A 24,672-nucleotide genomic window follows, 5' to 3' on the forward strand; every position below is an offset into this window, starting at 1 on the left:
CTATAATTTAATTTCAATGTCCACGCCGGCCGGCAAATCGAGTCGCATCAACGCATCCACGGTCTTATTTGATGCTTCCAAAATGTCGATCAAACGCTTGTGCGTACGAAGTTCGAACTGTTCACGGGAATCTTTGTTCACATGCGGAGAACGCAGAATCGTGAAAATGTTCTTTTCCGTCGGAAGCGGAATCGGGCCGGATACCATAGCACCTGTCCGTTTCGCCGTGTCGACGATCTTCGCCGCGCTTTGATCCAAAGTTTTGTGATCATAAGCTTTCAGGCGAATTCTGATTCTTTCCTGTTTTGCCATTACTTAATTCCTCCTAACGTCTATTTCCTTGAACAGACTGCTCCATAAGAGTTTCCCTGCTTGGCAGGCAACATCTTATATCATAGTTTACGGTGAACAGGGTATAATTTTCCTGTTGTCGCGTACTTACATATTTTACTACAAAAGCAAGTGTCATGCAAGATTTTTTCCGATGTTTTCCTTGTTTTCGCAAAACCTGCAGACCGATTTCACATGTATTTTATGCCCGAATGAAATATTCGCCATATCCCGTTTTATGCGGACGATCCGAGCAGACCTCCTTCCCGCTGAAAAAATAAAAAAATAGAGTTGCAGATATCTGCAACTCTATCCTGTAAGTCGATTTATGCGTCGATTTCAGAAACGACACCGGCGCCTACTGTACGACCGCCTTCACGAATAGCGAAACGCAAGCCTACTTCAATAGCAATCGGCGTAATTAATTCCACGTCCATTTTTACGTTATCGCCGGGCATGCACATTTCCGTGCCTTCCGGTAATTGAATAACGCCCGTTACGTCGGTTGTACGGAAGTAGAACTGCGGACGATAACCGTTAAAGAACGGCGTATGACGACCGCCTTCATCTTTCGTCAAAACGTATACCTGTGCTTTGAACTTGGTGTGCGGATGAATGGAACCGGGTTTTGCCAATACTTGGCCGCGTTCGATTTCTTTACGATCCACGCCGCGAAGCAGGGCGCCGATGTTGTCGCCGGCTTCCGCCAAATCCAACAATTTACGGAACATTTCCACGCCCGTAACAACTGTCTGTTTCGGTTCTTCCGCCAAGCCTACGATTTCTACCGTATCGCCGACTTTAACCGTACCGCGTTCTACACGGCCCGTAGCTACCGTACCGCGACCGGTAATGGTGAATACGTCTTCGACAGGCATCAGGAACGGTTTGTCCGTCGGTCGATCCGGCGTCGGAATATATTCGTCAACCTTAGCCATCAATTCCAAAATGCTCTTTTCCGCTTCCGCATCCCCTTCCAGAGCTTTCAAAGCGGAGCCTACAACGATAGGAATATCGTCGCCGGGGAATTCATAAGAGCTGAGCAAGTCACGAACTTCCATTTCCACCAATTCAATGAGTTCCGGATCGTCTACCTGGTCGGCTTTATTGAGGTATACAACAATTGCCGGTACACCGACCTGACGGGCCAAGAGGATGTGTTCGCGAGTCTGCGGCATAGGGCCGTCGGCAGCGGAAACAACCAAAATAGCGCCGTCCATCTGTGCCGCACCGGTGATCATGTTTTTAACATAATCGGCATGCCCCGGGCAATCCACATGTGCATAATGACGAGCATCCGTTTCATATTCAACGTGTGCCGTATTAATAGTAATACCGCGTTCCCGTTCTTCCGGTGCCTTATCGATATCGGCATAATCTTCAAATTTTGCATACCCTTTTTGCGACAATACTTTTGTAATAGCAGCCGTTAAGGTAGTTTTGCCGTGGTCAACGTGTCCAATCGTACCGATGTTAACATGCGGTTTGGTTCTTTCATAATGTTCTTTTGCCATGTTAGAATTCCTCCAATGTCTTTTAGAATATATTATCCTTTTTCACTGATGATCTTTTCCGCTACGTTTTTCGGAACTTCTTCGTAGTGGTCAAAGGTCATGGTGTACACACCACGGCCTTGCGTTTTAGAACGCAAATCCGTCGCATAACCGAACATTTCCGCCAACGGTACAAAGGCATTAATATGTTCTGCGCCGCTGCGCATTTCCATACCTTCCACCCGTCCGCGACGAGAGTTCAAATCGCCGATGACATCGCCCATATATTCTTCCGGAACGACAACTTCGACTTTTGTATACGGTTCCAGAAGAACCGGATTGGCTTTTCTTGCACCTTCTTTGAACCCCATGGAACCGGCAATCTTAAAGGCCATTTCCGAAGAGTCCACTTCATGGTACGAGCCGTCATATACTACTACTTTAATATCCACCATCGGGAAGCCTGCCAATACGCCCGTTTCCATCGCTTCACGAACACCCGCTTCTACAGAACCGATGTATTCTTTCGGAATCGCCCCGCCGACAACCTTGTTTTCAAATTCGTATCCTTTGCCCTGTTCCTGCGGAATCAATTCCAACCAGCAATCACCATATTGTCCGCGACCGCCGGATTGACGCTTGAAAAATCCGCGAGCCTTAACATCCTGACGAATCGTTTCACGATACGCAACCTGCGGTTTACCGACATTGCAATCCACTTTAAATTCGCGTGACATACGATCCACAATAATGTCCAAATGCAATTCACCCATGCCGGATATAATGGTCTGTCCGGTTTCCGCATCCGTTTTCACACGGAAAGTCGGATCTTCTTCCGCCAATCGGGATAAAGCCGTACCCATTTTTTCCTGGTCCGCCTTGGTTTTCGGTTCAACAGCTACGGAAATAACCGGTTCCGGGAATTCCATTTTTTCCAAAATGATGGGATTCTTTTCATCACAAAGCGTATCCCCCGTCGTAGTGTCTTTCAACCCTACAATAGCGCCGATATCTCCGCTGTAGGCTTCCTGCACTTCTTCACGATGATTGGCGTGCATCCGCAAGATACGTCCGACCCGTTCTTTTTTTCCTTTGGTCGAATTATAAACGTAAGTGCCGGCCTGCAAGGTACCGGAATATACCCGGAAGAACGCTAATTTTCCGACAAAGGGGTCGGCCATAATCTTAAAGGCCAAAGCCGAGAACGGTTCATTGTCATCCGCTTTACGGGTATCTTCTTCCCCCGTATCCGGATTGGTTCCGCCTACGGGCGGAATGTCCAACGGCGACGGCATATAGTCGACAACCGCATCCAACAACATTTGAATCCCTTTGTTTTTGTATGCGGAACCGCAAAGTACAGGGAATAATTTATTCGTTACGACAGCCTGTCGAATAGCTTTTTTAATTTCATCCGTACTGATTTCTTCGCCGTCCAAGTACTTCATCATTAATTCGTCATCGGTTTCGCAAACCGCTTCCAACATAATTTGACGATATTCTTCCGCCTGTTCCTTCATATCGGCAGGAATTTCCACGATTTCAATTTCTTTACCGAGCGTATCTTCATACACTTCCGCTTTCATGGTTACCAAGTCAATAATCCCGGTAAAGGTGGTTTCCGCACCGATCGGCAATTGAATCGCTACGGCATTGGCTTGTAACCGATCCTTCATCATTTGTACACAATTCAAGAAATCCGCGCCGGTTGTATCCATTTTGTTAATAAATGCAATTCGGGGAACATGATAATGTTCAGCCTGACGCCATACCGTTTCAGACTGCGGTTCTACCCCGCCTTTCGCGGAAAAAACAGCAACAGAACCGTCGAGCACGCGCAGAGAACGTTCCACTTCCACCGTGAAGTCAACGTGCCCCGGCGTATCGATGATGTTAATACGATGGTCTTTCCAGTGTGCAGTCGTTGCGGCGGAAGTAATGGTAATTCCGCGTTCTTGTTCCTGTGCCATCCAGTCCATGGTAGCTGCGCCTTCATGAACTTCACCAATTTTATGAACTCGGCCTGTATAGAAAAGGATACGTTCTGTTGTCGTGGTTTTACCGGCATCAATATGTGCCATGATCCCGATATTTCTTGTTTTTTCCAAAGAAAACTCTCTTGCCACGATTGTTTCACTCCTCCAGTACTATAAAAAACTACCAGCGATAATGCGCAAAGGCCTTATTAGCTTCCGCCATTTTGTGCGTATCTTCTTTCTTCTTTACAGCTGCGCCGGCGTTATTAAAAGCATCCATCAATTCCGCTGCGAGCTTTTCTTTCATCGTGCGTTCTCCCCGTTTCCGGGCATACGCTACGGTCCAGCGAATCCCCAAAGACAGGCGACGATCCGCACGAACTTCTACAGGCACTTGATAGTTGGCGCCGCCGACACGACGAGCCCGAACTTCCAATACGGGCATAACATTATTCAATGCCTGTTCAAATACTTCCATCGGTTCCTTATTCATTTTAGAACGGATAATATCAAAGGCGTCATATACAATAGATTCGGCAATGCCTTTTTTACCGTCCAACATAACTTTATTAATGAAGCGCGTTACCAATTTGGAATGGTATACCGGATCCGGCAATACATCGCGCTTCGGCACTGGGCCTTTTCTTGGCATGTTTAATTCCTCCTTTTTCGTAAGTCATCAAGGTCGCACAAGCTCTTATTTAGCTTTTTTGGCGCCATATTTTGAACGGGATTGCTGCCGATCGGATACGCCGGCCGTGTCCAAGGCACCGCGGACAATATGATAACGTACACCGGGAAGGTCTTTAACACGACCGCCTCTGATTAATACTACGCTATGTTCCTGTAAATTGTGACCAATGCCGGGAATATAAGCAGTTACTTCGATAGCGTTCGTCAAACGAACACGGGCAACTTTACGCAATGCAGAGTTAGGTTTTTTCGGCGTGGCAGTATATACACGCGTGCAAACACCGCGCTTCTGCGGGCAATTTTTCAATGCCGGTGCTGTAGATTTGCTGATCGAGTCCTGACGTCCTTTTCGAACTAATTGGCTGATTGTTGGCATGTGGGCACCTCCTTTCCAAACAATTAGATTTATAATGTAATCACCGTTGAGACCTGCTCGCCGATGATATTACCGAGATTATTTGAGCACTCCGACAGCCGCCGCTTTTACTTTTATACGGCAGGCCTTTCCCAATTCGACCATGGAATACGTCGTATCGACGGGTATGCCCATGACGCTTGCACATTGCCATAACGGAGCAACTACCACCTTTTCCGCATCCTTGGCAATATACAGTTGTACTGTTTCGTTTCGTTTCATTGCTTTTAGTGTTTGTTTGGCACCTACCGTTTTCCGTGCATCCGCACCAAGTACTAAGCTCACGAAACATCACTCCTCACCCATATTCACGAGTCCGTATTGTAGATAATGCAATACTGGATTATTGTATCATTCTGCGGTTATACTGTCAATGTATTTTTCTGAAGATCTGCATAATACCCGCCTCTTTTATTACACTTTTCCGTGTGTATCGTTTTGCATGCGTTTTCCGCAACAACGATTTACGAAGCCGAAAAAAAAGCTGTACGCCTTTTATGGCGCACAGCTTTTTTTCAAATCGTTTTATTCCGTAACCGCATCGTCTTCATTCTCACCGGTTTCGCCGTCTTCCAAAATAGCCGGCGGCACCATATTAATCACTTTTACTTTGCGATACCGACTCATGCCCGTACCGGCGGGAATCAATTTGCCGATAATGACATTTTCTTTTAATCCCAACAACGGATCCACTTTGCCTTTAATCGCGGCATCCGTCAAAACGCGTGTCGTTTCCTGGAAAGAAGCGGCCGAAAGGAAGGATTCCGTAGCCAGAGCCGCTTTCGTAATCCCCAACAACATGGGGCGTCCTTCCGCCGTCTTACCGCCATTGGCCCGTACACGGCGATTCATATCTTCAAACGTATTCACATCTATATAATCTCCCGGCAATACATCCGCATCTCCCGCGTCTTCAATTTTCATTTTGCGCAACATTTGCCGTACAATTACTTCAATGTGCTTATCGTTAATACCTACCCCTTGTGACTTGTAAACCTTTTGTACTTCATATACCAAGTACCGTTGTGTAGCTTCCACTCCCAAAATCTGCAATATATCATGCGGGTTAATGGAACCGGCCGTAATACGTGCGCCCTTCTTGACGGAATCGCCTTCATGCACCACCAAATGTGCGCCATACGGAATGGTGTAGCTTCGTTCGTCGCCATCTTGATTCGTTACATGTACAATATTAATATCGTGATGATCTTCTTTTTCGGAAATCGAAATCACCCCGTCTATTTCCGTAACGATCGCATTGCCCTTCGGCTTACGGGCTTCAAACAATTCTTCTACACGCGGCAACCCTTGGGTAATATCGCCGGCAGAAGCCACCCCGCCGGTATGGAACGTACGCATTGTCAACTGTGTCCCCGGTTCACCGATAGACTGAGCGGCAATCGTCCCCACCGATTCACCGACATTGACCTTGCCGCCGGTGCCGAGATCGCGACCGTAGCATTTTGCGCAAACGCCGTAACGGCTGTGGCAGGTAAGCACGGAGCGAATCCGCACTTTAGTATAATACTTGGCCACCTCTTTCGCCTGTGCCGCCATAATTTCTTCATTCAACGCCACAATGACTTCCCCCGTATCCGGGTTCACCAAAGTTTCTGCGGCGGTTCGTCCTTCTATGCGTTCTTCCAACGGTTCAATAACGCCGCTGCCTTCTACAATAGCCGTAACTTCCACACCGCGAATGTCATTATTACGAACTTTGACTTCTTCCACGTCACTCTGCAAAATACGTTCAATCGCTTCTTCCGTAAGCGGCGTCTTATCAACACAAATTTCAATACCGTTAGAATCGTAAATCGTGCCTTCCACCGTTTTTCCCAGCATATTTTCCACCATCGATTTACGAATAGCTTCTCGGAACCCTTCTTCCGGTGCGCCCAGGGAAACGATTTCAATGTTGTTCGTATGATTCAGATCATCGTTAATATCCAATTGACTGCCGCGTAAATATAATTTCGGCAATTTATGCGCAATAACCGTATCCATGTCATCATTCGTCAATAAATGATCTTCTTCAAAAATAGTCTCTTTCGTTTCCGGATCGACCGCATTGCGTGCCAATACCCGACCGATCAGCTTATCCCGCAATAAATTGACCGCTTGCCGGCAAGAACTTGCCAGCCGCGCCCGTTCCCGCACCAAGTCGATGCCGAAAACATCACAATCGTCTTCACGTACAATAACATCCTGCGATACATCCACCAGGCGTCGGGTTAAATATCCGGAATCGGCGGTCCGCAATGCCGTGTCCGCCAAGCCTTTGCGCGCTCCGTGAGAAGAAGTAAAGTAATCCAATACCGATAACCCTTCACGGAAATTGGCTTTAATCGGTAAGTCGATAATTCGTCCCGACGGATCCGCCATTAATCCGCGCATGCCGGCAACCTGACGAATCTGTTGCTTATTACCGCGTGCCCCCGAATCGGCCATCATAAAGATCGAGTTGAACGGATCCATATTATCCATCATGACTTCCGTAACATCGTCCGTCGCTTTTTCCCAAATCGCGCACGTTTTTCTATACCGTTCATCTTCCGTAATTAAGCCGCGTTGAAACATAGTGGAAACATGCTGTACTTGCTTATCCGCCGCATCCAAAATAGTCCATTTCCCTTCCGGAATTTGAATGTCCGAAATGGCAATCGACATGCCGGCCTGTCGTGCGTAATGGTAGCCGATATTTTTAATCCGATCCAATAAGGCCGCCGTTTTTGTATTCCCAACTAAATGGAAGCACGCATCTACCAATTTGCCGATTTCTTTTTTATTCATCAACACTCCCAAACAAGGAACTTCGACAAACTGTTTATCCTTAATAAATTCTGCCGCCTGTTGCCGATCCACCTTATGGGCCGGTAACGGACGTATGGACAATAAATCCACATCAAACTCTTCTTTTAATTGGGAAAAGCCGAAATCCTGAATACGACCGTCCTCCACCCTTATTTTAACTAAGTGAGTGGAATCGATAATGCCGTTCCGATAAGCAAACACCGCTTCTTGCGGATCGTCGAAGACCATGACTTTATCAGTGTGGTATAACCGCAATTCGTCATAAAGCTGGTCATTATACAACAATTTTCCCGCCGTAGTTTCAATGAGACCGTGTCCGGGAATGCGCACTTTAATAAGCGCTTCAATATCAATGACTTTTGCATCATAAGCCAACATAACTTCTTCATAAGAAGAAAAACTCTTGCCTTCCCCTTTGGCGCCCGGTTTGACAAGTGTCAAATAATACGCGCCCAACACCATATCCTGTGTCGGCACGGCTACCGGCTTACCGTCTTTCGGCGCTAAAATATTATGTGCCGAAAGCATCAACGTCCGCGCTTCCGATTGGGCTTCTACGGACAACGGCAAATGGCAGGCCATCTGGTCACCGTCAAAATCCGCATTAAAAGCCGTGCAAACCAACGGATGAAGTTTAATCGCCCGTCCTTCCCAAAGGATCGGTTCAAACGCCTGAATCCCTAAACGATGCAACGTAGGCGCCCGATTCAATAATACCGGATGTTCGGTAATAACATCTTCCAATACATCCCATACTTCATTGCTCACTCGTTCCACTTTTTTCTTCGCATTTTTAATATTCGTGGCAATTCCCTGTTCCACCAGTTTTTTCATCACAAACGGTTTAAAGAGCTCCAAGGCCATTTCTTTCGGCAATCCGCATTGATGCATCTTCAATTCCGGACCGACTACGATAACGGAACGCCCTGAATAATCGACACGTTTTCCCAATAAGTTTTGACGGAATCGCCCTTGTTTTCCTTTTAGCATATCCGACAGAGATTTTAACGGCCGATTCCCCGGGCCGGCCACCGGACGTCCGCGACGTCCGTTATCCAGCAGTGCATCTACCGCTTCCTGTAACATTCGTTTTTCATTGCGAATAATAATATCCGGTGCACCCAGATTTAATAAACGCGATAACCGATTGTTACGATTAATAACGCGTCTGTATAAATCATTCAAGTCGGAAGTGGCGAAACGTCCGCCGTCCAATTGCACCATAGGACGCAATTCCGGCGGAATGACGGGAATGACGTCCATAATCATCCATTCCGGTTTATTTCCGGAATGCCGAAACGATTCCACCACTTCCAACCGCCGAATCGCTTTTAAGCGCCGTTGCCCCGTAGCATCACGAAGTTCTTCGCGCAATTCTTTATTCAACGTTTCCAAATCCAAGGCCCGCAGCAGCTCTTGTACCGCCGCCGCGCCCATACCTACACGGAATTTATCCCCATACATATCCAAATATTGACGATATTCCGTTTCTGTCAAAAGCTGCTGTTTTGATAACGGCGTATCCCCCGGATCCAATACGATATACGAGGCAAAATACAATACTTTTTCCAAGGCGCGAGGCGAAATGTCCAAAATCAGCCCCATGCGGCTGGGAATCCCTTTAAAATACCATATATGGGACACGGGAGTAGCCAACTTAATATGGCCCATTCGTTCCCGACGAACTTTGGCACGCGTGACTTCTACACCGCACCGATCGCAAACCACGCCCTTATAGCGAATTCTTTTATATTTACCGCAATGGCATTCCCAATCTTTCGTCGGGCCGAAAATGCGTTCACAAAACAGCCCGTCTCTTTCCGGCTTCAGCGTACGATAATTTATCGTTTCCGGCTTTTTTACTTCCCCGTGCGACCATTCCATAATTTTTTCCGGAGAAGCCAAGCCGATTCTCATGGAATCAAATTCGTTCACATCCAGCACTAATACCGCTCCCTTCCGTTCCTATTCGTCCTCATCCGATTCATCTTCTGTATCTGCAGCCGGTTCCGCAGCCGCTTCTATATCCGCCATCACATCTAATCCCATACCGCTCATTACATCTTCTTCCTCGCCGTTATGAACGGGCTCTTCGCCGGAAAGTTCCGCGGCAAGGCGTTCATTGCCGTTTTCTTCGCCTTCCATAACCCGACGAATTTCTTCCGTCTGTTCCGGCGTAGCTTCGTCTTCCTCTTCCAATTCTTTCACAACCACTTCGTCGCCGTCTTCATTTAAAATTTGCACATCCAAGCCGATTGCCTGCAATTCTTTTAACAATACTTTGAAAGATTCGGGGACTCCCGGTTCCGGAATGTTTTCCCCTTTAACAATCTTTTCATAGGCTTTCACCCGACCGACCACATCATCCGACTTGATGGTCAACATTTCTTGTAAAGTATAGGCGGCCCCGTAAGCTTCCAACGCCCACACTTCCATTTCCCCGAAACGCTGGCCGCCGAATTGTGCTTTACCGCCTAACGGCTGCTGCGTTACCAAAGAATACGGTCCGGTAGACCGCGCATGAATCTTATCGTCTACGAGATGATGCAGTTTCAAGAAATACGTATACCCGACCGTTACGCGCCGATCCATCGGTTCGCCTGTACGGCCGTCATATAACACGGATTTACCGTCTTCCGGTAAGCCGGCAATTTTCAACGCTTCAAAAACATCTTCCGCCTGCGCACCGTCAAATACGGGTGTAGCAATATGAACTCCCGCCTTATCCGGCTTCGGCATACCATATGCATCCACATCATATCCGGCCTCTTTTAATTTCGCTTCCAACTTGGGATCCATGGCTTTTATCTGCAATCCCATTTCATGCATGGCCCAACCCAAATGCGTTTCCAAAATCTGTCCGATATTCATCCGTGACGGTACGCCCAAGGGATTCAAAACAATCTGTACCGGCGTGCCGTCCGGCAAAAAGGGCATATCTTCCTGCCGCATAACGCGGGAGACAACCCCTTTATTTCCGTGACGACCGGACATTTTATCACCTTCATGAATTTTTCGTTTTTGCGCAATATACACTCGTACCAACCGATTTACGCCCGGCGGCAATTCATCATTATTTTCACGAGAAAATACGCGTACGTTTACTACTTTTCCCGATTCGCCGTGCGGCACGCGCAACGACGTATCGCGTACTTCCCGTTCTTTATCTCCGAAAATAGCGCGCAACAACCGTTCTTCCGGCGTAAGTTCCGTTTCCCCTTTGGGCGTTACTTTTCCTACCAATACGTCCCCCGGAACAACATCGGCGCCAATCATAATAATACCGTTTTCATCTAAATTTTTAGTACTTTCTTCACTCACATTAGGAATTTCCCGGGTGATTTCTTCCGCACCTAATTTTGTATCTCGTGCATCGCACTCATATTCTTCAATATGAATGGAGGTATATAAATCATTTTTCGGTAAATCTTCACTAAGCAACACTGCGTCTTCGTAGTTATAGCCTTCCCACGGCATGTACGCTACCAAAATATTATACCCTAAGGCCAATTCGCCGCCGTCCGTCGCCATCCCGTCCGCCAGCACCTGTCCGGCCGTTACGTGTTCGTTTTTGTAAACCAAAGGGCGTTGATTAATGCAAGTACTTTGGTTGGAACGCACAAACTTAATCAGTTTGTACGTGTCAACGGAACCCGCATCGCTTTGTACTTCAATTTCATCACCCGTAACCCGGGTAACGACCCCGTCGTGTTTTGCCAAAATGCAAACCCCCGAATCGCAGGCCGCTTTATATTCCATCCCCGTACCGACCAGAGGCGCCTGCGTACGCAATAACGGCACAGCCTGGCGCTGCATATTCGCGCCCATTAACGCGCGGTTCGCATCATCGTTTTCCAAGAAAGGAATCATGGATGTCCCTACAGAAATAACTTCTTTCGGCGATACGTCCATAAAATCAACGCGATCGGCTTTAAATTCCCGCGTATCTTCTCCATGGCGGCAAGCAACCCGTTCATGTACGAAATGACCGTCTTCCGTCAACGGTTCATTCGCCTGCGCAATAATGTATTGTTCTTCTTCATCGGCCGTAATATAACTTACTTCATTCGTAACCACGCCGGTTTCTTTATCCACCCGACGATACGGTGCTTCAATAAAGCCGAACTCGTTTACTTTTCCGAAGCAGGCCAGCGAAGAAATCAACCCGATGTTCGGTCCTTCCGGCGTTTCTACAGGGCACATACGACCATAATGCGAATGATGTACGTCACGTACTTCAAAACCGGCCCGTTCTCGCGACAAGCCGCCGGGTCCCAAGGCACTCAACCGGCGTTTATGCGTCAACTCCGCCAACGGATTGGTCTGGTCCATAAACTGTGACAACTGGCTGGAACCGAAAAATTCTTTAATCGCGGCTACTACCGGACGAATATTGATCAAACTCTGCGCTTCCACCGTTTCCGCATCTTGTGTAGTCATACGTTCCCGCACAACCCGTTCCATACGCGTCAACCCGATACGGAATTGATTCTGCAGCAGCTCGCCTACGCAACGCAACCGACGATTGCCCAAGTGGTCAATATCATCCACGGTACCGAAACCGTCCATTAAATTCAACAAGTAATCAATATGCGCAATAATGTCTTCTCTCGTAATCGTTCTGTGTTCATAAGGCAGATTACTGTTATTGCAAATAATTTTATAAACAGAACCGTCGACTTTTTCCACCAACGCTTCTACCAAACCTTCGCCGGAAAACACCCGACTGTCCCGAATTTTTTTCACTTCTTCCGAGCCGATTTCCGTATGTGCCTCAACAATAATTTCGCCGGTTTCCCGATCAACAATAGGTTCATGCAGGGTCAAGCCGAACAGGCGTCGTTCCCAGCCCAACTTCTTGGCCGCTTTGTAGCGTCCCACACGAGCCATATCATACCGACGGGCATCAAAAAATAAGCCTTCAAAAAGGTTCCGGGCACTTTCTACCGTAGGCGGTTCGGCAGGACGTAACTTCTTATAAATTTCAACCAGCGCTTCTTCCTGAGATTCGGTAGTATCCTTTTCAAACGTAGCTTTTAAGCGTTTGTCATCAAAAAACAGATCTAAAATTTCCGCATTTGTAGACCAGCCCAAAGCGCGAATCAACACGGTTACAGGAATTTTCCGATTCCGATCAATACGGGCATACACAATATCGTTTGCATCCGTTTCCAACTCAATCCACGCGCCCCGGTTCGGAATAACGGTGGACGTATACAAACGAATTCCCATAGGGTCTATTTCCCGTCCGTAATATACCCCGGGAGAACGCACCAACTGACTGACGATAACACGTTCCGCACCATTAATAATAAACGTACCTGTATCGGTAATCAAAGGGAAATCGCCCATAAAAATATCTTTATCATTTACTTCCCCGGTTTCATGATTGACTAAACGAACTTGAACACGCAACGGCGCGGCATACGTCGTATCCCGTTCTTTACATTCACGAATATCGTATTTAGGCTCGCCTAATTTAAAGTTTTCAAAGGACAAAGATAAATTTCCCGCAGCGTCTTCAATGGGAGAAATATCTTTGAATATATCCTTCAATCCCTTTTCCAGGAACCATTCGTAGGACTTATTTTGCAAATCCAACAAATGCGGCATTTTCAAGACCTCGTTAATCTTGGCATATGTGTATCGAGTTCTTTTCCCTACTTGTACAGGTTTGAACATGCTGATCCTTCACCCCTTATAAAAAGTTAATGCATGCAGTGATATTCACCGCTGTGAAAAAGCGACAAAAAAGCAAGGCTCTTTATATAAAAGTGAACCTTGCTTAATTTGTATTTTCCGGAAGTTCTTCCTCCATGCATCTCCATAACATCAATTGAACATTTTGCAATGAGTTATTATAGCATGAATTATATAATCCGTCAATATATTTATTGTTTAATTTTTGCTAAGGTATATTTTTTCTTACCTTTACGAACCACCACAAATTTACCGTGTGAATTTTTATGAGGATACACGATTTCTTCCGCCTGCTTAACTTTAACCCCGTTAATCGTCACGGCTCCATGCGCCACATCTTCTCTCGCCTGCCGTTTAGACGTATATATCCCCGCATCCACCAACCAATTCACAACATCTTTTTCCGTTGCCGACACTTCTACCGTCGGCATATTTCCGAACGCCTGCAGCAGTTCCCGTTCGGATAATTCTTCTATGCTGCCGTGAAACAGGGCTTCCGTAATCCGTTGTGCTTCCGCCAGCGCTTCTTTCGAATGTACAAAAACCGTCACTTCTTCCGCCAGCCGCCGCTGTGCCGCCCGTTTTTCCGGTTCCTTTTGCACCGCTTCCGCCAGCGCATTAATTTCTTCTTGCCCCAAAAAGGTAAAATATTTCAAATACTTGACAACATCCGCATCGTCCTGATTCAACCAAAATTGATAAAATTCAAACGGCGATGTTTTTTCCGGATCCAGCCAAACCGCACCGCCGGCGGTTTTTCCGAACTTCGTGCCGTCCGCTTTCAGCATGAGCGGAATGGTCAAGCCGTACGCTTCCGCCGTACTGCCGTGAATCTTCCGAATCGTATCCGTCCCGGCCGTAATATTTCCCCACTGATCGGCGCCCCCGATTTGCAGCTGTACGTGGTAAGTAGAAAAGAGATGTTCAAAATCCATGGACTGTAAAATTTGATAGGTAAATTCCGTAAACGAAATCCCCGCATCCAGTCGACTGGCTACCACATCCTTAGCCAACATTACATTCACGCTGAACAGCTTGCCGTAATCGCGCAAAAACGTAAGAACATCGATTTTACTCAACCAATCGGCATTATTGACGAATGTGATTCGGTCTTCTTCGCCAAACAAATGCGCAAATTGTGCTCTCAGTTTCGCCGCATTGGCCTGTACTTTTTCCATCGTTTGTAGTTGCCGTTCCGTTTTTCTGCCGCTCGGATCTCCGATAGCGCCCGTACCGCCGCCGATCAGCACCACCGGATGATGACCGGCCGCAGCAAAGCGCTTCAACATCATGAAGGGAATCAAATGGCCGATATGCATGCTGTCACCGGTAGGATCCACGCCGCAATACAAGGAGATTTTTTTCTCTTCCGTCAACTTTCGCAACCCGGCTTCATCGGTCATTTGATTAATGGCGCCTCGCCATGTCAATTCATCAATAATATTCATCCAACCCGCTCCTTTGCTCTGAACCTATGCTTAATGTTCTCATTATACTTCAGCGGTCTGTTCGCTGTCAAAAATCGGGTGTCTCGGCAGCCGGCATTTTTTCTTGCACGCTTCCTTGCCGATAAGCTTGTAATAAGTCTTTTAACGCCTCAATCATTTGCCATAACTTTTTGCCTTCGTCCGTATCGCCAATCATGAGTCGCTTCGGTTCCCATTCGATTTGTGCGGAATCGGACTCAATATCCGCATTGTGTTGCAAGACTTGTGCCACATTCTTAAACGGATAATGAGACTTGATCCGAATTCCGTGCGAATTAAAAATCAACGTATATCCGGCAATCCCTGTAGAGCCCTGATACGCCTTGCAAAATCCGCCGTCAATACATATTTCCTTACCTTCGGCGCGAATCGGGCTTTCTCCTTTTTTCACTTTGACCGGCGTATGACCGTTAATAATATGACCTTGCGGAGAATCAATGCCGAATTCATGTAATATTTTTATACATTCCCGCTTATCCCGATTCAACCGATAATACGCATTCTGCGGTTCTTTCCACGTCGTTTCATCGACAATATAGCTGCGTTCAAAGGTTTTTACCGTCCGACCGGAAACCGGCGAATCGATGCCCACCCATAAATACCACATATAATCCAAACTGTCCGGATCGCGCTGTTGATAGGCCTGACGTACCAGCCGATCGACCCGCTCCATCAGTGCCTTTCCATGATACGCTTTACCTTGAATCATGACCTCTTTAAAACTGCCGTCTTCCTGCAACGGAATCCCGCCGTGAAACAATAAATTATTATTATAGCTGCAATACATCGCCCCATGACTGTAAAAAAATCGTACATGTTGTTGTAATCGTTCACTTTCTAAAAAGGCCGTTTGAATTTGCGTCATAATTTTTTCTTCTTCCGCCGATAACGCATACGGATCCTGCGGATCCACCGTCGGAAAATCCCGCGTCGTCAACGCATACGTTTTTCCGCCCAAAAGAATCGTTCCCTGTTCCCGATTAATCGTATGAAACAGCAGCCGATCCGCCATTCCATATTCCGGATGCCGCATAATCGCCTGTCCTTCCAACTTGGATAACACGACATTAATCGCCTTTACCATAGGATCAATGCCGTCATCCTGCGTATAAGTTCGCAGCGCAAACAGCGCAAAAGACCGTAAACTGATGCCGTAGCCGCTTTCCAATATTTCCAAATTGTGATACCGAATATTATTTCTCAGCACATTCGCCGTGCAGGCCAAACTGCCGGCGGCCGCACCCATCCACAAAATATCATGATTTCCCCATTGAATATCCAACGAATGATGCTGCATCAATGTATCCATAATTTTATCCGCATGCGGACCGCGATCATAAATATCTCCGATAATATGCAGATGATCCACCGCCAACCGTTTAATTAAAGCGGCTAACGCCGTAATAAATTCCCGAATACTGCCGGTTTCCAAAATGCTGTCCACAATTTTCGTATGATACGCATGCCGATTCTTATCTTCCTCCGGCTGTGCATGCAGTAATTCATCAATAACAAACCGAAATACGGGAGCCATCGCCTTACGTACTCTCGAACGCGAATATTTGGAAGACAATAATTTGGCCACTTGCAGCAAAATATCCAAATTGGTTCTTGCCCAAGCATCGGTCAATTTATGTTCTCTCACCAACATATCCATTTTTTCTTTGGGATAATAAATAAGCGTCAATACATTTGCTCGTTCCTGCCCGGTCAACGTCTGCGAAAACAATAAGTCCACTTTTTCCCGAATAACGCCGGAACAATTATTTAATATATGATAGAAGGCCTCATACTCACCATGTAAATCACTCATAAAATGTTCCGTTCCCTTAGGTAAATTTACAATGGCCTGTAAATTAATAATCTCCGTAAACGTCGCTGCTTGCGTCGGATATTCTTTGGCCAGCAGTTCCAAATACCGCAATCGTTCCGGTGTATATGATGCTATGGATTCACTCATCGTATGCTCCTCTTTTCTATAGCTTTGCCGCTCCTATAATCAAGTCCGGTTTCGTTCTTATTGTAACTGAATTTGCAAAATATTTCAAAATCGTTACCGCCTCTTGTCCCGCAAAAAAAGAACCCCCTTTCATCGGATCCGCATCCAACCAAAGGGAGTTCTTTCCATACTGACGAAAACCGGCCGCCGCCTTATTTAATCAAGGTGTCCGGATCGGCATACGCCGCTACATCGGCGGCAATATTCTTAGCCATTTCATCTAAAATACATTCCTGATCGGCGGCTAAAGAAGATTTCATATCAATCGTCGGTTCTATTAATTCACAATTTTTAAACTTATGCTGTACATATTCCAACATCGTTTTATACGCTACGGAAGCCCAGCTATGACAGCCGATAACGGCAATTTTACGATTTTGAAAAAGGAGTGTTTCCAAATCGTGGAGGCAAGTTTCCATAGGTAAAAACAGATTTAAGTTATACGTAGGCGAAGCCAATACTAAATGACTGTATTCCCATGCTTTAGCCGTAATATACGAAGAATGCGTCTTGGAAACATCATACAGCCGCACATCCCGCACGCCGGCATCGCTCAACTTATGTGCTAATTTACAAGCCGCCCGTTGCGTATCGCCATAAATAGAAGCAAAGGCAATAACCACGCCCTTCTTTTCCGGTATACATTGTGCCCAATGTAAATATTTTTTTAAAATATATTGTATCGTTTCCGGGGTCCGGAACATTACCCCATGCAATGGACAGAGTACGTCAATAGGTATGCCGGCGGCTTTTTTCAAGACATTCATAACCTGCGGCCCATATTTACCGACAATATTAACATAATACCGTCTTGCCTGCGCCAAATAATCTTCTTCAAAATCCACCTGATCGGCATATGTATTGCCCACCGTTCCGAACATGCCGAACGCATCCGCCGTAAACAAAATCTTATCCGTTACATCATACGTCATAATGACTTCCGGCCAATGTACCATCGGCGCTTTAATAAACTGCAACGTATGCTTGCCCAAGGTTAATTGATCGCCTTCGGTGACATTCACATACCGATCTTTCATAGGATGCCGGAAAAATTGTTCAAACAGTTTAAACGTCTGCGGTTGACCGATGATTTTAGCTTCCGGATATTTTTCCAACAATGCTACCGCCGAACTGGCATGATCCGGTTCCATATGTTGCAACACGAAATAATCCAACTGACGGCCTTTTAATAATCCTTCCACATTTTCTAAAAATTCATCGCGACAGGATTTATCCATCGCATCCAATACGCATGTTTTTTCGTCATCAATAAAATACGAATTATACGTCATGCCTTCCGGAATAGGAAAAATCCGTTCAAACAATTCGGACTGAAAATCATTACAGCCCATCCAATACACACCATTTTTGATTTCTTCTACACAATACATAGTGCATGCCTCCTTATTATCAAAAATCGGAACAAGATTGTTTCGGTTTTTGCTTCGCTATAATCATACCATGTTTTTCACACTTGTAAATATATTTGACTAAAATAATCAAAATAATTTACTTTTCTTCTACTCCCGCCTCACTCTCCTTCCGTTACCGTCGTTGCTTCCCCCGCATCCGAACGAGAATGACTGTCATTTTGTTCGGTGCCGGCATGCTGCGATTTCGTCGGCGTTCCGGCAGTGTCCGCCGCACCGGTATCGTTTCCTTGCTGATTCGTCGCGTTCTGCAACGAACGGCTTGCGTCGCCTTGTCCGATTCGGTTCGCTTCTCGAAGCAGTCGTCCCAGAACTTGCCGTATAATTTCTTGATTTGCCTGCGATAATCCGGTGCTTCCCTGCTTGAGCGATTCCATTTGTTGTATCAAATCCCGAGCCTGTCTACGCGCTTCATCCCCTGTCAGTTCGCCATTCTGATAAGATTGATTTAACCTGCGTAATGCTCCGGCTATATCGGCAATTTCCGTCTTCATATCCGTCGTATCCGCATCATCCGTAGCTATTTCGGGACGTGTATCCGCTTCTTGTACTTTTTTATCTTCTTCCCGTCGTTCCACCAGCTCTTCTTGTTGCTGTTGCGACACTTTGGCCAACGATCCGGCCGTAATGTGCGTACCGACATAATATTCATACCCCATATACGCTACGATACACAATGGTATCAATAAAAACAATCCTTCCAAACGTCGCAAATGAGCCGCTTGTTTCCAACTGATAACATTTCGCCGTTTATGTTCCATAAAAAAGACAATAAGCACCCACAAAATAATCAGCAGCAAGGCTATATAAATAAACAATTTATGCCATACAGTGGCTTGCAGCCGGATCGCGGACGGCACATCATTACGCAAGCGCCACATATAAGTACTCCCCTGCTCGTCCGCCTTCGTACTGTTACACGTCACCCCGGTACCGGACGGAAAAGACACGATATATTCCAAATCCACACCGTTTTCGGGCATAGGCTTCCCCCAACGAAGTTCGGCAATGCTCTGCGGCGTATACGCATAATCAATATAATACGTAGTGCATAATAACCCGTCATGCGTTTTATGTACGACCCGATCGACAGAGCTCTTATTGGCACCTTCATTCGTAATGGTCTTTAATGCCCGAAACCCTTCCCCGTTATCATTGCTATAATCCATAACCATATAATTTCTTTTCTGAAATTCGTCCGCATCACTTTTCAAACTTTCTTGTCCTTGTGCCGTAGCCGCCACCTTCAACACATCTTGCGTTTCACTGCCGTCATCATGAATAATGGTCTGTGTTCTGAATCCCGACATCAAGACAAACAATACGGCCAGCAATACGGTCATTCCGGATTGTATCCATCTTTTCATATACGTATCCCTTTCTGTGCGCCCTTATTCTTCAGCGGGCGGTACCATACCCGTGTCAATGCCGTGCGAAGAAGGCGATGTTTTCGGCTGTTGTGCCGCTTTTTTGGCGGCTATGACGGCGCCGCTGCTGCTTTGTTCCAAAGGAACGCCGTTGACAAATACCCCTTCAATAACCCCGGCGCCTTTTTTCATGCGAATTTGCGCAATCACGCTGTCCGTACTGCCGATACGATAAATGCCGTCCCGCATTTGCGGCGCCATGCGATACCGACCGAAAGGGACCTGAAATTGCACCTTTCCTCCCGAGCATATCGAGGTAATGACCGCCGTCATATAATCTTTTCCGAAAGGCGGCCGAGTGGCGGAAGCGCCTTCAATTTGTAACATACCTTGCGTATTACGGGAAATATATACATATATTTTTTTCCGGTTTCCGGCATACTGTTATCCAACCATTTCGCCGTATCTTCCGGGAAAATAATCCGTATATAATCCGTGCCGAAAGCGGCCGTTTCCAAACGCGGTACACAACGCCACTGATACGGAATCCCGTCGACCCCGATATTATGATATCGCCATGCCGCATACGCTACCGTACTTAACTGGGCAATCACTACCAAGGCATAAATAACCCACTTATATTTTCCCAACTTTGCAAATTCAGCATGTACCGTACTCATTTTTTATTCCTTTCTTCCGTCCCCCACGGAGAGAGTACTCGCTTTTTATCTTTTTTCTCCCGTTTCTCCCGTGCTTGCCACGGAGAACGGGAGACGCCCCGGTCTTTTATTTCTATTTCTTGTTGTGCCGGTATACCTTCTCCCGGCAAAGGAATATCTTCCGGTTGCTTAAACACGGGCGGCACAAAAGAAGACGTTTCTTGTGGCCGGGGAATAACCGTCACCGTTTGTTTTATTTGTTCCGCCTTATCTTTCATTGCTTCTTGTAAAGAAGATGCGGAAATGCCGTTTTCCTCCATCCACGCCGGCAAATTTTCCGCCCGTTTCATCCGGTCGCGCGTCGGTCCGTCAACCGTTTCTCCGGTACTGTTAGGACGTGATTTCACTGTAATATGCGTTCGTAAATGCCGATGCCGAACTGCTTTTTGACTGTTTTCCCGTCTCTTTTTAGCCATTTGACGAGCCGCCAAAAATACCAATATATACGCCGCTACCATCGTCATCGGAGAAACCGTTCGGACCTCTATAACCATGCCCGCTAAGCCGATGAGAACCAATATTCCCAAAAGCGTATGTCCGCGACGCGCCTGCCGCACACCTTGCCATACTTCCCACGCGCCCATTATAAATAAATATAAAGTAGATACCCAAAGAGGCAAAGAAGAGTACACCCCGCTGCGAACCAACACCGTTTCTCCGGCAATCACTACCGGAATAATACTGTACAACAGCGGACTCCATAGTCTTTGTTTTACCCCTTTTACAAACAATCCGACCATCGCCGCAAAAAGTACCGCCGTCACTGCCGTCGCAGTCCAATGAAAGCCTTGAATATCAGCGATTCCCCGCCAGGAAGCGGGAATGCAAGACAACCATAAAGAAGCGACGGCGGCAAACCGACCGCACCACCGAAACGGGGTCCCCCAAGCTTTCCGAATATCAATCGTATACCCCGTTAACATAATTGTCGCCGCCAACGCCGCCAATGCTAAAAAAGGAATATAGGCAGTCGTGGCGGAAACCAACGCAAAGGCACAAAACACGGTAATCGTCGTAACCCACGAAAAAACAGCCAAGCGCTTTTCTTCTCCCTTGTGCAGCAATAGATAGTAAAAAGGAAGCGACAACATAAGCAATACCCAAACGGTAACACTGCCTCCGGCTTGTTGTAATGTGCCCCCGCAGGCCATCCACCACAATACGGAAATATCATATAAAATAAGTCCGCTCACAGATCGCAATAAATAAATCGCCGGCAAACTCACGACAACGCACGGCAACAAATACGACATAATACTCCAACCCCAATAATACGTTTGCGCAATCATCGCCACGGCGGCTAAACAAAAACAATACTGTAACATTCCCATTATTTCCGCCCGTTCCGTCCCTTGTTTTTCTTGCAACATCACCGCCGCAGTGCCGCCTTGCCCCAACAAGACCAATACTACGGCGGCCCCCATGCGAACCTCCGGATATACATAATACCAGGCCTGTGTCAACACCCAAAGTATAGCCACTCCCAATAAAGCGGCGCCGATACCGATAGCCGCCACATAGGCCGAGCGCATCTGTAAAGGTGCCATTTCTCTCTGCAATTGTCGCTGTACCGCTTCTTTTCCTGTCGGCATAAGCCAACCTTTCGCTTCCCATTCCGCTACTATATGTCCGATTTTTTCTATACCGCGCTCTTTCATTCTTGCCTCCCGAACAGTATGCCCCATCCCCTCTCGGAAGGATCGGCAACTATCCTGTATATTACCTTTATCATATTACCTTTTCAGTATATCACAAATACGGCATTTACAAAAAAATAAACGCCTCCCTTATGAGACGCTTCTCGTTATGCAACGAACGAGCTGAAAAAAAGCGACGATCCGCAGTTCTTACGCAAGATCGCCGCATAACATACTTATTTTACAATCATCACGGGGCAAGTCGAATGAGTTACTACATAGCTGCTGACCGAACCCATAAACAAGCCTTTAATAGGTCCTAAACCGCGACTACCCATAACGATTAAATCGGCATTATTTTTCTTGGCTACCGATAAAATAGCCGGTCCCGGCGAGCCTACTTCAAATACGCTGTTCACTTCTATATTGTCGGGAATATTTTTAGCGAAATCAGCCAATACCGCTTTACCTTCTTTTTCCATGTCCATCGCCACTTGCTCCGTCACATAGCCGCTACTATTCGGAATATGATCAAAATTCGATATTACAGAAACAATATTTGCCACATACACCAAGGTAACGGCTGCTTTTGAAGCCTGAGCTATAATGACGGCATGTTCCACAGCCCGTTTGGAATTGACCGAACCGTCTGTAGGAACAATAATATTCTTATATTGTGCCATATAAATCCCTCCAGTCTTTCTCTGTTAAATAGTTGTTATATAAGTATTCTTTGTTGCCGGCCGGTTTCCTTCTTTAAAAAAAATTTTTTTATCCGTACGCCCGCTTTTCCGGCAACTCGGAAAAATCGCTTATACATGTTAAAAATATACATCTTTCTTAAAATTATTATATTCGCATTTTGTTTTTCTTTCGACTATAATGTTCTCTACTATTTCCAATAAAAATAGTATAAGTTTTTTATTTTTCATGATATACTATATGCTGAATGTAAAATAAAAAAAGAAAGGCGATCATTATGAGCAAACTTTTTAAACGTTTACTGTGTATTCTTTCCTTGCTGTTGGCTGCCACGCCCGCCGTCTTTGCCGAAGGAATCGGGCATGAAGCGGTAAGTCAAAGCCTCCCCGTATGGAGTATTATTCCCTTTGTAGGCATGCTCCTGTCTATTGCCGTTATTCCTTTGATCCATGCGCATTGGTGGGAGCACAATATGTTCCGCGTGGCCGTCGGTTGGTCCTTACTGTTTCTTATTCCCTTTGCCGCCATGTACGGTTACGGCGAAGCAACATACCGCTTATTGGAATCCATTCTCTTAGATTATATTCCCTTTTTGGTACTGCTTTTCGGGCTCTTTGTCGTCGCCGGCGGAATTGCCATAAAAGGAACCTTATCCGGTACACCCAAAGTCAATGCCTTGCTACTTTTTATCGGCGCCTTTTTAGCCAGCTGGGTCGGAACTACCGGTGCCGCCATGTTAATGATTCGGCCGGTACTCAAAGCCAATGACTGGCGACAAAACAAAGTCCATATTATTATATTTTTCATCTTCTTAGTCGCCAACGTCGGCGGCTGCTTAACCCCCTTGGGCGATCCGCCTCTCTTCATGGGTTTTCAGCGCGGTGTTCCCTTTACCTGGACTTTCCATCTGTTCCCTGTACTGGCGCTGAATGCCGTCCTGCTCTTCGTACTGTTCTTTTTCCTGGATCATCATTTCTATAAAAAAGAACTGGCTGCCGGAAGAACGCCGGAAACCGTAGAAGAGAAAAGAGAACCGCGCCGTATTGAAGGAATTCATAACATCGTTTTTATTTTTCTCATTATTCTCGGCGTAATTGCCAACGGCGTATTGCCCAAAGAATTTGCTTTTTTTGCGCATAACGCCGGCATCCCCGTCTTTGATGAAGTCGTCTTCCCCTATGCCACATTAGTGGAAATTGTTTTAATTTTACTTGCCGCTTTCCTTTCTTTAAAAACAACACCGCATTGGACACGCGCATGGAATGATTTTTCTTATGGGCCCATTGCGGAAGTGGCAAAATTATTTATCGGTATTTTTATTACTATGATCCCGGCCTTAATGTTACTCAAAACACACGGTGCGCAATTAGGACTGACTACCCCTTGGCAACTCTTTTGGGCCACCGGCACTTTATCTTCTTTCTTAGATAATACACCGACCTATTTAGTCTTCCTGCAAACGGCGGGAGCCTTGGGAGAACATCCGGGAATAGAAACCGCTGTCGGCATTGTACCGCAATTAGTATTGGAAGCGATTTCCGCCGGTGCCGTATTCATGGGCGCCATTACCTACATCGGTAATGCCCCCAATTTTATGGTCAAATCCATTGCCGAAGAAAACGGCGTAAAAATGCCCAGTTTCTTCGGCTATATGGCTTGGTCCTGCGCCATCTTACTGCCGATTTTTATTATTACTACCCTGATTTTCTTTATTTAATATTCATCCCCTATCTACGGAGTATACCCTCTGCAAAGGGCGGTAACGAAAGGAACTGTTTTACGCCTTTCGTTACCGCCCTTTTATATCTATAGAAACAATACAGCTACCGGTCCCCTATATGTCTGTCGCCCATAACGACTATAAGGCCCCGGTCCCCGCAACCGCGCTTGTACCTTGCATCCCCTACACGATA

General features: G+C 46.3%; 17 protein-coding genes. 1 reads left to right on the top strand and 16 read right to left on the bottom strand.

The genetic code is table 11. The features are described 5' to 3' along the window. From rpsJ to HMPREF1039_RS06635, 16 genes are all read right to left on the bottom strand, one after another. Positions 1-312: a 30S ribosomal protein S10 gene (rpsJ, locus tag HMPREF1039_RS06565; protein ID WP_006791160.1), complete on the bottom strand. Its 312-nt coding sequence runs from the start codon at positions 310-312 to the stop codon at positions 1-3. Positions 313-656: 344 nt separating this feature from the next. After that, positions 657-1,844, bottom strand: a complete 1,188-nt coding sequence (gene tuf / locus HMPREF1039_RS06570) for an elongation factor Tu (RefSeq protein ID WP_007391654.1) — start codon at positions 1,842-1,844, stop codon at positions 657-659. Positions 1,845-1,876: 32 nt separating this feature from the next. Next, the gene (gene fusA, locus HMPREF1039_RS06575) at positions 1,877-3,949 is read right to left on the bottom strand and encodes an elongation factor G (protein ID WP_007391713.1); all 2,073 of its coding nucleotides are present in this window, start codon (positions 3,947-3,949) and stop codon (positions 1,877-1,879) included. 31 nt (positions 3,950-3,980) lie between these two features. Next, the gene (gene rpsG / locus HMPREF1039_RS06580; RefSeq protein WP_007391698.1) at positions 3,981-4,451 is read right to left on the bottom strand and encodes a 30S ribosomal protein S7; all 471 of its coding nucleotides are present in this window, start codon (positions 4,449-4,451) and stop codon (positions 3,981-3,983) included. 45 nt (positions 4,452-4,496) lie between these two features. Then, positions 4,497-4,868 carry a 30S ribosomal protein S12 gene (gene rpsL, locus HMPREF1039_RS06585; RefSeq protein ID WP_007391636.1) on the bottom strand — a complete coding sequence of 124 codons (372 nt, stop codon included), beginning with the start codon at positions 4,866-4,868 and terminating at the stop codon, positions 4,497-4,499. 78 nt (positions 4,869-4,946) lie between these two features. Then, a complete protein-coding gene (locus HMPREF1039_RS06590) occupies positions 4,947-5,192 on the bottom strand; it encodes a ribosomal L7Ae/L30e/S12e/Gadd45 family protein (RefSeq protein ID WP_007391662.1) in 246 nt (81 codons plus the stop codon). A gap of 240 nt (positions 5,193-5,432) precedes the next feature. Then, positions 5,433-9,662 carry a DNA-directed RNA polymerase subunit beta' gene (gene rpoC / locus HMPREF1039_RS06595; RefSeq protein WP_007391730.1) on the bottom strand — a complete coding sequence of 1,410 codons (4,230 nt, stop codon included), beginning with the start codon at positions 9,660-9,662 and terminating at the stop codon, positions 5,433-5,435. A 21-nt stretch (positions 9,663-9,683) separates the two neighbouring features. Next, a complete protein-coding gene (gene rpoB, locus HMPREF1039_RS06600; protein WP_007391665.1) occupies positions 9,684-13,400 on the bottom strand; it encodes a DNA-directed RNA polymerase subunit beta in 3,717 nt (1,238 codons plus the stop codon). Between the two features lie 209 nt (positions 13,401-13,609). Continuing rightward, positions 13,610-14,866 (bottom strand): tyrosine--tRNA ligase, encoded by a 1,257-nt coding sequence (gene tyrS / locus HMPREF1039_RS06605; RefSeq protein ID WP_007391735.1) that lies wholly within the window; start codon positions 14,864-14,866, stop codon positions 13,610-13,612. 67 nt (positions 14,867-14,933) lie between these two features. Continuing rightward, positions 14,934-16,865: a fructose-bisphosphatase class III gene (locus HMPREF1039_RS06610; protein WP_007391732.1), complete on the bottom strand. Its 1,932-nt coding sequence runs from the start codon at positions 16,863-16,865 to the stop codon at positions 14,934-14,936. A 191-nt stretch (positions 16,866-17,056) separates the two neighbouring features. Next, the gene (locus tag HMPREF1039_RS06615) at positions 17,057-18,295 is read right to left on the bottom strand and encodes an FprA family A-type flavoprotein (protein WP_007391669.1); all 1,239 of its coding nucleotides are present in this window, start codon (positions 18,293-18,295) and stop codon (positions 17,057-17,059) included. 140 nt (positions 18,296-18,435) lie between these two features. Then, positions 18,436-19,701 (bottom strand): hypothetical protein, encoded by a 1,266-nt coding sequence (locus HMPREF1039_RS06620; protein ID WP_007391695.1) that lies wholly within the window; start codon positions 19,699-19,701, stop codon positions 18,436-18,438. Between the two features lie 24 nt (positions 19,702-19,725). Continuing rightward, entirely contained in the window at positions 19,726-20,088 is a 363-nt protein-coding gene (locus HMPREF1039_RS08420; protein ID WP_235720040.1) for a hypothetical protein, read from the bottom strand. Further along, on the bottom strand, positions 20,031-20,381 hold the full coding sequence (locus HMPREF1039_RS08425; protein WP_007391737.1) for a hypothetical protein: 351 nt from the start codon (positions 20,379-20,381) through the stop codon (positions 20,031-20,033). The genes HMPREF1039_RS08420 and HMPREF1039_RS08425 overlap by 58 nt, the downstream gene beginning before the upstream one ends. Then, positions 20,378-22,078: a DUF2157 domain-containing protein gene (locus tag HMPREF1039_RS06630; RefSeq protein ID WP_007391658.1), complete on the bottom strand. Its 1,701-nt coding sequence runs from the start codon at positions 22,076-22,078 to the stop codon at positions 20,378-20,380. Before HMPREF1039_RS06630 ends, HMPREF1039_RS08425 begins: the two co-directional genes overlap by 4 nt. 215 nt (positions 22,079-22,293) lie before the next feature. Continuing rightward, entirely contained in the window at positions 22,294-22,740 is a 447-nt protein-coding gene (locus HMPREF1039_RS06635; protein ID WP_007391740.1) for a universal stress protein, read from the bottom strand. A 296-nt stretch (positions 22,741-23,036) separates the two neighbouring features. On the opposite strand from HMPREF1039_RS06635, the gene HMPREF1039_RS06640 reads away from it, so the two are divergent. Further along, positions 23,037-24,476 carry a sodium:proton antiporter gene (locus tag HMPREF1039_RS06640; RefSeq protein WP_007391723.1) on the top strand — a complete coding sequence of 480 codons (1,440 nt, stop codon included), beginning with the start codon at positions 23,037-23,039 and terminating at the stop codon, positions 24,474-24,476. Positions 24,477-24,672 lie beyond the last annotated feature (196 nt).

The organism is Megasphaera lornae, from assembly GCF_000214495.1.
Classification (GTDB): domain Bacteria; phylum Bacillota; class Negativicutes; order Veillonellales; family Megasphaeraceae; genus Megasphaera; species Megasphaera lornae.

Excerpts from the sequence above, each read along its gene's own strand:
- rpsJ (WP_006791160.1), bottom strand. The coding sequence starts at position 312 with ATGGCAAAACAGGAAAGAATCAGAATTCGCCTGAAAGCTTATGATCAC.
- tuf (WP_007391654.1), bottom strand. The coding sequence starts at position 1,844 with ATGGCAAAAGAACATTATGAAAGAACCAAACCGCATGTTAACATCGGT.
- rpsG (WP_007391698.1), bottom strand. The coding sequence starts at position 4,451 with ATGCCAAGAAAAGGCCCAGTGCCGAAGCGCGATGTATTGCCGGATCCG.
- rpsL (WP_007391636.1), bottom strand. The coding sequence starts at position 4,868 with ATGCCAACAATCAGCCAATTAGTTCGAAAAGGACGTCAGGACTCGATC.
- rpoB (WP_007391665.1), bottom strand. The coding sequence starts at position 13,400 with ATGTTCAAACCTGTACAAGTAGGGAAAAGAACTCGATACACATATGCC.
- tyrS (WP_007391735.1), bottom strand. The coding sequence starts at position 14,866 with ATGAATATTATTGATGAATTGACATGGCGAGGCGCCATTAATCAAATG.
- HMPREF1039_RS06610 (WP_007391732.1), bottom strand. The coding sequence starts at position 16,865 with ATGAGTGAATCCATAGCATCATATACACCGGAACGATTGCGGTATTTG.
- HMPREF1039_RS06615 (WP_007391669.1), bottom strand. The coding sequence starts at position 18,295 with ATGTATTGTGTAGAAGAAATCAAAAATGGTGTGTATTGGATGGGCTGT.
- HMPREF1039_RS06620 (WP_007391695.1), bottom strand. The coding sequence starts at position 19,701 with ATGAAAAGATGGATACAATCCGGAATGACCGTATTGCTGGCCGTATTG.
- HMPREF1039_RS08420 (WP_235720040.1), bottom strand. The coding sequence starts at position 20,088 with ATGTTACAAATTGAAGGCGCTTCCGCCACTCGGCCGCCTTTCGGAAAA.
- HMPREF1039_RS08425 (WP_007391737.1), bottom strand. The coding sequence starts at position 20,381 with ATGAGTACGGTACATGCTGAATTTGCAAAGTTGGGAAAATATAAGTGG.
- HMPREF1039_RS06630 (WP_007391658.1), bottom strand. The coding sequence starts at position 22,078 with ATGAAAGAGCGCGGTATAGAAAAAATCGGACATATAGTAGCGGAATGG.
- HMPREF1039_RS06635 (WP_007391740.1), bottom strand. The coding sequence starts at position 22,740 with ATGGCACAATATAAGAATATTATTGTTCCTACAGACGGTTCGGTCAAT.
- HMPREF1039_RS06640 (WP_007391723.1), top strand. The coding sequence starts at position 23,037 with ATGAGCAAACTTTTTAAACGTTTACTGTGTATTCTTTCCTTGCTGTTG.